This window comes from Parashewanella sp. 2304DJ23-3 (assembly GCF_056591695.1).
The window spans coordinates 701,123-713,302 of sequence record NZ_JBWQOH010000001.1; the positions used below are offsets into that span (position 1 = coordinate 701,123).

Genomic DNA, 12,180 nt, shown 5'->3' on the forward strand with positions numbered 1-12,180 from the left:
AACCAAAAAGGTCGGCAAATGCCGACCTTTTCATAATAGGAAAACTATGAATTAGTTTTGAATAACAACTGCTGAATTACTTGTGCCCGCCTGAGTCACATTAATGCTATTTACTGAGCCAGTAGAAGAACCTGTTACACTGTTCAAGTCACCCGTCTGGCTAATGTTGATGATGTTATCAGAGCCCGTTAATTGAAACTCTTCATTCACATCTTCAAGACCTGAAATATCATTAGATGTTCCTGATTGAGTGAGCTCAATAGCATTGTTATCACCAACCGTTAAGATATCAATCATGTTGATGTCGCCAGATTGACTAGCATTGACTGCATTCTCATTGCCGGATGTATTAATGCGCGCATAATGGCTGTTACCATCTTGAGTAAGCGACACTGTATTAGCATCCCCAGTGACAGTCATATCTGTACTATTCGTTACACCATACTGTGTGATGCTGACTTCATTACCATCGCCGTTAAATGAAGCTAGGTCATCACCACCAACGTTGTTACGATCACCGTATTGATAAACACTGATGTCGTTATTATTTCCACTAACGTCCTGCAACCTAGAAGTGTTGCGGTTATCAATTTGAGTCACACTAAAACTGTTAGTATGACCAACAGTACCTTCAATGTATGATGAGTTTGAATAACCATCTTGATCAAGATTAAAGGTGTTGTCATCAAAATTCACATAATGGATATGAGAATTATTGTATTCGCCATTTTGTGAGATATTCGCTTCATTACGATTAGCTTCTTGGAATGAATAGAAATCACTGTAGTTGCCTGTTCCAGTCTGCTCTAAAGTATGTCTATTTTCATCGCCACTGAAGTAATAATAACTACCGTTATATTGACCGTCTTGTGTGACAAAGTTTACGTTTAAGTCACCACGAGTCGTATGATAAGACGAGTTTAAAGTACCAGACTGAGCAACACTATTGTTATTGCTATCACCCGTTACTTGTACATTGTTTCTGTTTGAATCACCAGCTTGATTTATATCTTGATAGTTACCGTAATTACGTGAAACTACTGTTGACTCATTAGCGTCACCGTCTTGAACAACGTTTGTCTCTTGATTATCACCAACTTGCTCAATCGAACTTTGGTTGTTGCTACCAAATTGCAAAGCTAATACTGACTGCCCTTCATTAGTGTTAGCTGTTGCATTTTCTTGATTAATTGATATTTGGTTATTATCACCAGCTACAGCAGAAAAACTGATTGCAGAACTTATAGCAATTGCAACTAGCGACATCCTTGTTTTATTACTCATTGCGCTTCCCTTTTTTATTAAAAATAACATTGAATTCAATTAACGTTTGAATATTGTATAAACTCTGCACTAAGTTACTGTTTAGGAATAATTTAACAATTAGAAAAAGGTATAGACTTGGTAACGTCATAAAAATAAAAGAAAGTTGAAACAGATATATAAGCTATTGTTTTGCAAAAATTTAAGTCGAAACGAAAAATAAACTCCTTAAATTATAAATAGAGACTATCAGCCAAAAGTATTATTCTATTTTCTATAGTACTTTCAGCTAAACCTGACTAATGAGATCCATTGACTAAATTTACTAGCTTTTCAGCATTAAGTAATTCATAACCAGATTGAGTTTTTTGCAGAATACCACCCACTACAAACTCTTTAATGACTCTTCGGTAAACCCTTTCTGAACACCCAAATCGAGCAGCTTCATCTACTTGCTTTTCAAAGTGACAAATTGGTTCTCCAGCTTGATAACGATGCAAAATATCTGATGCGACATTAAATGAAAGCGGATTCAAGATAAAAGAAAATGATTTATCAATAACTTCTTTATAACGCTGAGTCATGACATAGCTATACCACAATGCAATTTCATTATTATTTTGCATTAACTCCAAAAACACTCGAGTTGGGACTACTTTCAAAGCTAAGGGTTTAGTTGCTATTACGTCAAACCAATATGCATCATTCATTAAAGCTTCTATTTCACCATAAAGACGGTTTTGCTCTTGAGTTGCAGGAAGAATCAAGCTCCGACCATTTTCGACAAAATATTGAATGGAAATATCTGCTGCTGAAGTTGACTCCCAGAAAAAGTAATTACGTTTCTCACCTTTACGAATAATGTAGTCGCCACTGTTAAACATCTGTTGTTTAAGATCTAATAATGCTAGCGATTCAAACAATTTTACTTTTCCAATCTCACTCACATTTTTCAGCATAAAAACTCAACAACATATAGAAGAGGACAATTGTCCTCTTGTTCTTATCTTAAGCCCTCTATTATGACCTGAAACCAAATGAGGAGAAACATCATGACCCCACATATTAATGCTAAGCAAGGTGATTTTGCTGAAACTGTTTTTATGCCAGGCGACCCACTCAGAGCTAAATACATTGCTGAGCACTTTTTAGATGACGCTGTCGAAGTATGTAATGTTCGAGGCATGCTTGGATTTACCGGATACTACCAAGGAAAGCGAGTATCTGTAATGGGTCATGGAATGGGGATCCCATCAGTATCTATTTATGTGCATGAGTTAATTAAATCCTATGACGTAAAAACCATTATAAGAATTGGTAGTGCAGGCGGAATAGCTTTGGATGTAAAAGTCAGAGACATTGTTGTTGCCACTGGCGCTGGTACTGCGTCATTAACAAACCGCAGCAAATTTGCTGGATACGATTGCCCTGCAACCCCTACCTTTGAACTTGCACTTCGTTGCCACGAAAAAGCGAAGGCACTTAATTTAGAAACTAAATTTGGCAATATATTCACTAATGATTTATTTTACGGCAGTGATAAAAACCTCATCCCTGCACTACAGAAAATGAACATTCTTGGTGTTGAGATGGAAACAGCAGCACTTTATACATTAGCTATGGAACACGGCATTAACGCATTGAGTATTCTAACAATTTCAGACCACGTAATTACTGGAGAAGAAACCACAAGTGAAGAACGCCAGAATGGCTTTAATAATATGGTCAAACTCGCACTGGAAACTGGAATATAACTTTTAGACTTGCTCAAATTACGTTCTCAACCTTGTGGAGGATATCGTATATTTAAGCTCAAAGTTTTGCTATTATGTTGGGCTATTTTAAAACAAGGGGTAGCTCAGCGTGCAAGGCGCCGAATTAAGAGATTTTATCATCGACAAAGTTGATGATCTAAAAGCAAAAGATATCATTTCACTTGATGTACAAGATAAATCAACTATCACAGATTACATGGTGATCTGTTCAGGTACGTCAAAAACTCATGTTAAGTCTATTGCAGAATATATTGCATTAGAGACCAAAAACGCAGGATTTCCACCAGTAGGCATCGAAGGCCGAAGTGGCAGTGAATGGGTTCTTGTCGATATGGGTGATGTTATCTTGCATGTGATGCAAGACCAAACTCGAGACTTTTATCAATTAGAAAAACTGTGGTCTGATAATCACGCTTAATGGGTTGTTCTCTATCAGCCTTATTACATGAGAACAATTTAATATGAAATTACAATTGATTGCAGTTGGCACTAAAATGCCATCTTGGGTTACTCAAGGTTTTCAAGAGTATCAGAGGCGATTTCCACGAGATATGCCGCTTGAATTGCTTGAAATCCCAGCAGGGAAACGTGGCAAAAATGCAGATATTGCACGAATCCTTCATAAGGAAGGCGAGCAAATGCTTGCTGCAATTCCCAAAGGCAATCGTATTGTAACTCTTGATTTACCTGGAAAAAATTTAACGACTCCTGCCCTTGCAACTGCCATGAATAAATGGCAACTTGATGGTCGGGATGTCAGTTTATTGATTGGCGGACCAGAAGGACTTGCACCAGCCTGTAAACAAGCTGCTCAAGAGAGTTGGTGTTTATCAGCACTTACTCTTCCTCATCCTTTGGTTCGTATTGTTGTCTCTGAGAGCCTTTATCGGGCTTGGAGTGTAAACAATAACCATCCTTACCACCGAGAGTAACAATATAATTACCTACAGTTAGCTAGGACTGATTTCGGAGAAACATCAGTGTCGCCAAAAAAGCGAATGACCATACATGATCACGCCGCTGAGGCGTCACTGTTTAAACGCAGAGCATTTTTTACCTTTACTTGTGTTTTAGTGATGATAGGGATATTGCTCACTAATCTTTATCGCCTACAAATTGAAGATTTTAAAGACTTCAGCACTCGATCAAATGATAACCGAATTAGAGTTGTTCCTGTCGCACCAAGTCGCGGCTTGATTTATGATCGTAATGGTCTGCTTCTGGCTGAAAACCGCCCTTTTTATACTCTTCAAGTACTTCCAGAAAAAGTAAAAAACATAAATGAAACTCTGGAAAATTTAAAAAAAGTCATTCCAATATCTGATGATGAAATTGAGGATTTTAAAAATTCATTAAAATATCATCGCCGTTTCAAGCCACTCTCACTCAAAAATCGTTTAACTCAAGAACAAGTTGCTGAGTTCAGCGTGAATCAATACAGGTTTCCTGGTGTGTATGTGGATGCGGGCTTAAAACGTTTCTATCCGTACGGTTCACTGCTGACTCATGTATTAGGGTATGTCGGAAGAATTAACCAAAAAGATCAGGCTCGTCTTGAAGCAAACGATGAGTGGAAAAATTATGCGGCCACCAAAGACATTGGTAAACAGGGAATCGAACGCTACTACGAATCTTTGTTGCATGGTAAACCAGGTCACCTAGAAGAAGAAGTTAATAATCGCGGAAGAACCATTCGAACACTAGAGAGCACGCCGCCAGTTCCAGGGCAAGATATTTACCTGACTATCGACTTGAATTTACAAGCAAAAGCAATGGAGCTGCTTAATGGTCGTCGTGGAACAGTTGTTGCAATCGATCCAAAAGATGGCGGTGTTTTGGCTATGGCTTCCAGCCCGAGTTACGATCCGAATCAATTTGTTCATGGTATTTCCAGCAAAGCTTACCGTGGTTTACTCAATGATGACGCTCGCCCATTAATTAATCGTGCAACTCAAGGACAATACTCACCTGCCTCGACCATCAAACCATTAATGGCATTGGCGGGACTGGAGGATAAGGTGGTCACTGAACAAACGCGTATCTGGGATCCTGGTTTTTGGCAAATACCAAATGTTGAACACAAGTACCGTGACTGGAAACGCTGGGGGCATGGCTGGGTAGACGTTCATGATGCAATTATTGACTCCTGTGATACTTACTTTTACGAGCTTGCGTACAAATTAGGGGTAAATCGTATCGCCCAATTTATGGCCCCTTTTGGATTTGGTGAAAGTACAGGCATCGATATTTTCGAAGAATCTACGGGTAACTTACCTGATAAAGATTGGAAACGAATCAAATACGAGCAACCTTGGTATATTGGCGATACGATTTCTGTCGGAATTGGACAAGGTTACTGGACTGCGACACCAATGCAACTTGCTAAAGCGATAACGATCATTGCTAATAAAGGTGAGCGATTTGTTCCACACTTTTTAAAATCACTCCAAGATGATACCTCTAAAATAGATGCTCCGATCGATGAATTGCCGCCAATAAAACTGTCTAACCCACACAGTTGGGATATCGTAATTGATTCAATGTATCGAACTGCTATGAAAAAGCGCTTTACACATTCACCTTACATGGCAGCAATGAAAACAGGTACAGCCCAAGTTATTGGTATTGCACAGGACGAAAAGTACGATGCAAAATCCATCAGCAAGAAACACCGAGATAATGCTCTGACCGTTGCCTTTGCCCCCGTAGAAAACCCAAAAATTGTTGTTGCAGTTGTTTTAGAGAATGCAGGTTGGGGAGGAGATAATGCCGGCCCAGTAGCTAAGGGAATGTTAGATGCTTATTTGCTTAATTCAGATGGGAGTTTAAAACAATGAATTCAAGGCACCATCGCCCTAACATATGGCGCAGACTACACATTGATCTCCCGCTCTTAGTTGGTTTATTAGCTTTAATGACTTTCAGCATTTTTGTCATTTATTCAGCAAGTGGTGGCAGCTGGGCGATGATTGAACGTCAAGGAGTCCGTATTGCTCTATCACTTTTTGTTATGTTTGTGGTGGCTCAAATTAACCCAGAGATATTGAGGCGCTGGGCGCTTCCTATTTACTCAGTTGGAATCGCTTTGCTTCTCGGCGTTCATTTCTTTGGAGAGATCAATAAAGGCGCACAGCGTTGGTTAAATCTAGGTTTTGTTGAATTTCAGCCTTCAGAGTTAATGAAGCTCGCCTTTCCGATTACGATGGCTTGGTATATCAGTAAGTTCCCACTTCCCCCTAAAAAACGTTACTTAGCAGGTGCAGCTGTTCTTCTGATTGTTCCAACGTTACTTATTGCTAAACAACCTGACTTAGGCACATCTATTCTTGTAGCAGCCTCAGGCGTTTTTGTATTGTTCTTATCAGGAATGAGTTGGTGGATTGTCGGCGGCATCATAGCCGCAGGCTTGGCTTTTTTGCCCGTGTTATGGTTTTTCTTAATGCACGATTATCAGAGAACTCGGGTACTTACTCTATTAGATCCTGAAAAAGATCCTTTAGGCGCTGGCTATCATATTATCCAATCAACCATTGCAATTGGCTCTGGAGGTCTTTGGGGTAAAGGCTGGTTACAAGGTACTCAATCACAATTAGAATTTTTACCCGAACGCCACACTGATTTTATTTTTGCTGTAATTGGTGAAGAGTTTGGCCTTATAGGCAGTCTTTGCTTACTTGCTCTGTATCTATACGTTATCGGGCGTGGACTTGTGATTGCATCAAGAGCACAAACCAGTTTTGCAAGATTATTAGCAGGAAGTATCACACTGACATTTTTCGTCTATATTTTTGTAAACATTGGTATGGTTTCAGGTATTTTACCCGTGGTCGGTGTTCCCTTGCCATTGATCAGTTATGGTGGTACTTCTATGATGACATTGATGATTGGTTTTGGGATATTGATGAGCATTAATACTCATCGACGCTTTATTGATAGATAACAATATGGAATTTCTATGTCTTTATTAAAAGGGTTTGCTGCTGCCAGTATTCTTGTGTGCTTTAGCTTTTCTTCCACAGCAGTAGTATCAGAAGCACCACCAGCTCAGCTCAAAGCTGAGTTTATAAAAAAGCAAGTAAGTGATGGCATGCCAGAACAAGAGGTCAAAGCCTTATTGGCCAAAGCTCAGTATCGACAAGAAGTGATTGATGCGATCACTCGGCCGTGGGAAGCAAAACCATGGCATCAATACTACCCAATATTTCTAACCGAAAAGCGTTTAACCAAAGGCTTAGCGTTTTGGAATACCTACCAAAAAGATATTGACCGAGCAGCGAAACAATTCAATGTCGATCCACAAGTGATTGTTGCCATCATTGGCATTGAAACTTTCTATGGCGGCTATTTAGGAAAATATTCTGTGTTAGACGCACTCTATAGCCTTGGGTTTTATTATCCACCTAGAGGCAAATTTTTCCGCAGTGAGCTAGGACATTTATTCCACCTCATTGACGAAGAAAACCTCGACATATCAAAATTAAAAGGCTCTTATGCTGGTGCAATGGGTTACGGACAATTCATTCCATCAAGCTATCGTCATTACTCGGTAAATTTCGATGATCAACATGGCCGAGATCTTATCGAAAGCCCTGTAGATGCTATTGGTAGTGTGGCTAACTATTTACATCAACATGGTTGGCAAAAAGGTAACCCTATTGCTTTGCAACTCGTCACCAAGACAACGCCAAAAGCCAACGTTTGGTCTGGGGAACGATTGAAATTAAAAGTTTCAGATATTTTATCGCCTTCTGTGTATCTTAAGGACAATGTTGATTTGGATGTTTCGCAACCAACAATGCTCATAAAACTTAAGCAACCAGAAGCCACTGAGTATTGGCTGGGCTTAAAGAACTTCTATGTAATAACTCGATACAATCGAAGTCCATTATATGCAATGGCCGTTTACCAATTTAGCCAACAATTAAAGCAGGCACATGAAAACCAATAACCTGTTACGCCTTGTCGTTTCAATATCCATTTTGACCTTATCAGCTTGTAGCTCTTCAGGTGGGCGCTATCACCTAAAAGATGATCGCGCACCTGTAAACCCACCTGATTTATCAAAAGTTGAAAATGCGCAACCAAGATATGAGCCGTACTCTAAGCAAGGCAATAAACCTTATGAGGTTTTCAACAAACAATATCGTGTACTTCAAACAGCTAAGGATTATGTAGAAGAAGGTAAAGCTTCCTATTATGGGGCGAAATTTCATGGCTATCACACCTCTAATGGTGAGGTTTACGATATGTACTCGATGTCAGCAGCTCACAAAACGTTACCTATTCCTAGCTATGCTAAAGTAACAAATATGGCGAACGGAAAGTCTGTCATTGTTAGAGTTAATGACCGTGGCCCTTTCCATTCGAATCGAATTATCGACTTGTCTTATGCGGCAGCATACAAACTCGGCATGCTGAAACATGGTGTTGCAGATGTGCGTGTAGAAGCCATTCACTTCGACGCCCCAACCCAAACGTATCAAAGCAAAACGATTAAACCTAAAACAACGCCTGTTGCATCTGGCCACTTTATTCAAATTGTTGCTTCAAAAGACAGAATAAAGCTCTCAGTCATTGCGAATCAATTGGAACAGAAATACAAAGTCAATTCTCGGCTAAAACATGCAGATGGCCTTTATAAATTGCAGATGGGCCCTATTTCGCAAACTTTACTCGCAAATGAATTACTTGAATCAGTCCGTAGAAATGGTTATCCACAGAGCTACTTGGTCAAAACTGATTGATTTTTATATAACAAAGGAACTTTATGACTTATGGAAAGTCTAATCGCTGATGTTATACTGTTTCTTATTTTCTAATTTAACTAAAATGTGCCTTTTTGATGATGAATCTTTTTAAATACTCTTGTAAGACTGCGCTTCTTTCCTTAGTTACCTTTTCTTCTATCGCAGCACCTGTAATCATTCCGGAAGCTCCAAAAGTAGCTGCCAAAGCTTATGTATTAATGGACTACAATACTGGGCAAATCATTGCTGAAAATAACGCTTACGAACAACTAAATCCCGCTAGTTTAACTAAAATGATGACCAGCTATGTGATTGGTACAGAAATTAAAAATGGTAACATCAGCCCTACTGATGAAGTAACCATTTCTAAAAAAGCGTGGTCTAAGAACTTCCCTGATTCATCAAAAATGTTTATTGAAGTCGGTAAAAAAGTCACTGTTGCAGAACTTAACCGCGGCATCATTGTTCAATCAGGCAATGATGCATGTGTTGCAATGGCTGAGCACATTGCTGGAACGGAAGATGGCTTTGTTGCATTGATGAACTCTTGGGCAACTCAGCTAGGAATGAAAGACAGCCACTTTGAAAATGCTCATGGATTAGATTCAAATGCTCACAAAACAACGGCCTATGATATGGCGCTTTTAGGTGCAGCACTCATTCGTGATGTTCCTGAAGAGTATCGAATTTATAGTGAAAAATCGTTTACTTATAACGGCATTAAACAATACAACCGTAACGGTTTATTGTGGGATAAAAGCATGAATGTGGACGGTATTAAGACCGGACATACTTCAGGTGCAGGCTTCAATTTAGTGGCGTCGGCAACCAAAGGCAACATGCGACTTGTTTCTGTGGTAATGGGTGCGAGAAGCTCCACAGCACGTAAAGCTGAAAGCAAAAAACTGCTTAATTTCGGGTTCCGCTTTTATGAAACAGTAGTTCCATATAAGTCGGGCGATAGCTTTGTAACTCAAAAGATTTGGTTTGGTGATAAGCCAACGATTGATTTAGGTGTCAATACTGATACTCCAATTACAGTGTCTCGTTCTCAAGCAAAGCAACTTAAAGCACATTTTGAGTTAACTAAAGAGATCGAAGCACCGATTGCTAAAGGTGAAACCGTTGGTCGTATTTACTTTCAATTAAATGGTAAAGACGTTGCCGAGTACCCACTGGTAACGCTACAAGAAGTGAATGAAGGTAGTTGGTTCAGTAAGCTTACTGATTATTTCAAAAAGAAAATTGCTGAATTTTAATTATTCGCTAAAACTAAAAATATGACACATAAAGAAGGGGCTATTTAGCCCCTTCTTTACATTCGCCTCTAATCTCAACCGTCTCATGTAAAACAGTACGATTAAGTTCATAAAAACCATTCTTGCAATAACCTGTTTGTTTTAGCGTTCTTTCCAACCCTAACTCAACAGCTAACTCCCAATCCTTCTCTCGCTTTTTATACGCTTCATACTCTTTTTTAAGTTGGCGGCGAGATTTTTTACGATTAGAAATTCGATTTTCATGCGGTAAGGGATGTGCCAGAGCATTTTGTTCTCTGACTTTCCATGCCTTATAGGTGAACAGCTTTAGCCCATTATCTTTAACCTCGGTACTAAAGCTGTCTTTGACTCTACCTCGAAGTGACTCAGTTTGCTCTTCAGCAGTTTTTGTTGAACTGCACCCTGCGATCAAAGCTGCAGTTACCACAAGTAATAACGCCTTACAGCCGCTCCTTGGTAGCATACCCCTATCCTTTACTAATATTGACGATTGATTTACTTAGCTTCAATAATAAGCTCTTCAAGATAATTAATGACGTCGTTCGATTCGTATAACCACTCTACTTTACCGTCTTTCTCAATGCGTAGACATGGCACTTGAACCTTACCGCCATTATTCAACAATTCTTGGCGATTATCCGCTTGTTTTGCGTCGACTAATTTAATATTCAATCCTTTACGACGAATATCTCGACGTACTTTCACGCAAAATGGGCAGGCTGCAAATTGATACAACTGTAGGTTACGAGTCTGCTCATCTAACTTAGCTTGTAATTCATCAGAGTGATTAGGTCTTTTGGGTGCAAAAATAAAATCAAAAAAAAGAATGATTCGACCTAAAACCCAACGAATAATAAACATAAACTACCTCTATTAACTAATTGTGTGAGCAGTGTAACGAAATATTAGCTGTGCTCAAAGCTGAAAAATGAGCGAGATGAAAAGAACTGACCGAAAAATCTGCACTTAGTCGTAATGATTTGAAAAAGTCCTTTACCTTTTAGATCGCTTTTTGCATAATGCGTTTCGTCGACAGGGGTGTAGCTCCAATTGGTAGAGCGCCGGTCTCCAAAACCGGATGTTGTGAGTTCGAATCTCTCCACCCCTGCCAAGATTTCGAAAGCCTTGCATTTAATGCGAGGCTTTTTCGTTTCTGGTTCTAACTGTTATACCCATTCTAATTCTAAAATTTCTGACTGTCGTGTGTCCTTTCTCTTTTAACTTACTCTCTAGCTGTAAATATTATCCGTGAATAAAGTCGTTAAACGATGAAATATAAATTTTATAATAAATTTGTTTTTTTAATACCGCCCCATTTAATCTAAAAATCAGATTACAACGATAGCTTTTATCCGTTATACATAATCATGAGTTAGCCCTATTATTTGAATCAACAAAACGAAGCATGAAAACAAACATCATGCTGATGAAATTCAAAATACATAATGGAGCTTACAATGAGCCAATCAATCATCAACACTAAACTAAAACCATTCGCTGCAACTGCTTTTCACAATGGTGATTTTGTTGACCTAACTGAGCAAGACCTTCTAGGCAAATGGTCTGTTGTTTTCTTCTACCCAGCTGACTTCACCTTTGTTTGCCCAACTGAATTAGGTGACATGGCTGACCATTACGCTCAACTACAAGAAATGGGCGTTGAAGTTTTCGCAGTATCAACTGACAAACACTTTACTCATAAAGCATGGCACGATACTTCAGACACCATTAACAAAATCAAATTCCCAATGATTGGTGACCCAACAGGTGCAATTAGCCGTAACTTCGGTGTACTTGTTGAAGAGGATGGTGTTGCACTTCGCGGTAGCTTTGTAATGAACCCAGAGGGTGAAATTAAAATTGCTGAAGTACATGACTTAGGTATTGGTCGTAGCGCATCAGAACTTCTTCGTAAGATTCAAGCAGCACAGTATGTCGCAACTCATGACGGTGAAGTTTGCCCAGCAGCATGGACTCCAGGTGAAGAAACATTAGCTCCATCTTTAGATTTAGTAGGAAAAATCTAAGTTCAAAATAATAAAGTCGTCTTCGTAAAACGATTATCCAGTGACTTTTCCTCTTTCCTAGAAAGTCACTGGATGCCTACTTTCGCAG

At 39.2% G+C, this 12,180-nt stretch carries 13 protein-coding genes and 1 tRNA gene; 10 read left to right on the forward strand and 4 right to left on the reverse strand.

Going from position 1 to position 12,180, the window contains the following annotated elements; translation table 11 throughout:
* Positions 1-51: 51 nt before the first annotated feature.
* Together AC1EU2_RS03130 and AC1EU2_RS03135 are read right to left on the reverse strand one after the other, a co-directional pair.
* On the reverse strand, positions 52-1,284 hold the full coding sequence (locus AC1EU2_RS03130) for a hypothetical protein (protein ID WP_480296529.1): 1,233 nt from the start codon (positions 1,282-1,284) through the stop codon (positions 52-54).
* 278 nt (positions 1,285-1,562) lie between these two features.
* Positions 1,563-2,222 carry a Crp/Fnr family transcriptional regulator gene (locus AC1EU2_RS03135; protein WP_480296530.1) on the reverse strand — a complete coding sequence of 220 codons (660 nt, stop codon included), beginning with the start codon at positions 2,220-2,222 and terminating at the stop codon, positions 1,563-1,565.
* A 93-nt stretch (positions 2,223-2,315) separates the two neighbouring features.
* Here AC1EU2_RS03135 and deoD point away from each other — a divergent pair, with 93 nt between their 5' ends.
* The 8 genes from deoD (at position 2,316) to AC1EU2_RS03175 (ending at position 10,044) form a co-directional block, all read left to right on the forward strand.
* Positions 2,316-3,017: a purine-nucleoside phosphorylase gene (gene deoD, locus AC1EU2_RS03140; RefSeq protein ID WP_480296531.1), complete on the forward strand. Its 702-nt coding sequence runs from the start codon at positions 2,316-2,318 to the stop codon at positions 3,015-3,017.
* A gap of 109 nt (positions 3,018-3,126) precedes the next feature.
* Entirely contained in the window at positions 3,127-3,456 is a 330-nt protein-coding gene (gene rsfS, locus AC1EU2_RS03145) for a ribosome silencing factor (RefSeq protein WP_129948229.1), read from the forward strand.
* A 43-nt stretch (positions 3,457-3,499) separates the two neighbouring features.
* Positions 3,500-3,970, forward strand: a complete 471-nt coding sequence (rlmH, locus tag AC1EU2_RS03150) for a 23S rRNA (pseudouridine(1915)-N(3))-methyltransferase RlmH (protein WP_480296532.1) — start codon at positions 3,500-3,502, stop codon at positions 3,968-3,970.
* 48 nt (positions 3,971-4,018) lie between these two features.
* Positions 4,019-5,875: a penicillin-binding protein 2 gene (mrdA, locus tag AC1EU2_RS03155; RefSeq protein ID WP_480296533.1), complete on the forward strand. Its 1,857-nt coding sequence runs from the start codon at positions 4,019-4,021 to the stop codon at positions 5,873-5,875.
* Positions 5,872-6,978 (forward strand): rod shape-determining protein RodA, encoded by a 1,107-nt coding sequence (gene rodA / locus AC1EU2_RS03160; protein ID WP_480296534.1) that lies wholly within the window; start codon positions 5,872-5,874, stop codon positions 6,976-6,978. The genes mrdA and rodA overlap by 4 nt, the downstream gene beginning before the upstream one ends.
* A 15-nt stretch (positions 6,979-6,993) precedes the next feature.
* On the forward strand, positions 6,994-7,986 hold the full coding sequence (gene mltB / locus AC1EU2_RS03165) for a lytic murein transglycosylase B (protein ID WP_480296535.1): 993 nt from the start codon (positions 6,994-6,996) through the stop codon (positions 7,984-7,986).
* Positions 7,973-8,782, forward strand: a complete 810-nt coding sequence (locus AC1EU2_RS03170) for a septal ring lytic transglycosylase RlpA family protein (RefSeq protein ID WP_480296536.1) — start codon at positions 7,973-7,975, stop codon at positions 8,780-8,782. Before mltB ends, AC1EU2_RS03170 begins: the two co-directional genes overlap by 14 nt.
* A gap of 98 nt (positions 8,783-8,880) precedes the next feature.
* The gene (locus AC1EU2_RS03175; RefSeq protein ID WP_480296537.1) at positions 8,881-10,044 is read left to right on the forward strand and encodes a serine hydrolase; all 1,164 of its coding nucleotides are present in this window, start codon (positions 8,881-8,883) and stop codon (positions 10,042-10,044) included.
* 40 nt (positions 10,045-10,084) lie between these two features.
* On the opposite strand, the gene AC1EU2_RS03180 is transcribed toward AC1EU2_RS03175, so the two are convergent.
* Both AC1EU2_RS03180 and AC1EU2_RS03185 read right to left on the reverse strand, forming a co-directional pair.
* Positions 10,085-10,528: a hypothetical protein gene (locus tag AC1EU2_RS03180; RefSeq protein WP_480296538.1), complete on the reverse strand. Its 444-nt coding sequence runs from the start codon at positions 10,526-10,528 to the stop codon at positions 10,085-10,087.
* A gap of 32 nt (positions 10,529-10,560) precedes the next feature.
* The gene (locus AC1EU2_RS03185) at positions 10,561-10,926 is read right to left on the reverse strand and encodes a glutathione S-transferase N-terminal domain-containing protein (protein WP_480296539.1); all 366 of its coding nucleotides are present in this window, start codon (positions 10,924-10,926) and stop codon (positions 10,561-10,563) included.
* Positions 10,927-11,099: 173 nt separating this feature from the next.
* On the opposite strand from AC1EU2_RS03185, the gene AC1EU2_RS03190 reads away from it, so the two are divergent.
* A tRNA-Trp gene (locus AC1EU2_RS03190) sits at positions 11,100-11,176 on the forward strand.
* A 346-nt stretch (positions 11,177-11,522) separates the two neighbouring features.
* On the forward strand, positions 11,523-12,092 hold the full coding sequence (gene ahpC / locus AC1EU2_RS03195) for an alkyl hydroperoxide reductase subunit C (protein WP_480296540.1): 570 nt from the start codon (positions 11,523-11,525) through the stop codon (positions 12,090-12,092).
* The last annotated feature ends 88 nt before the right edge of the window (positions 12,093-12,180 follow it).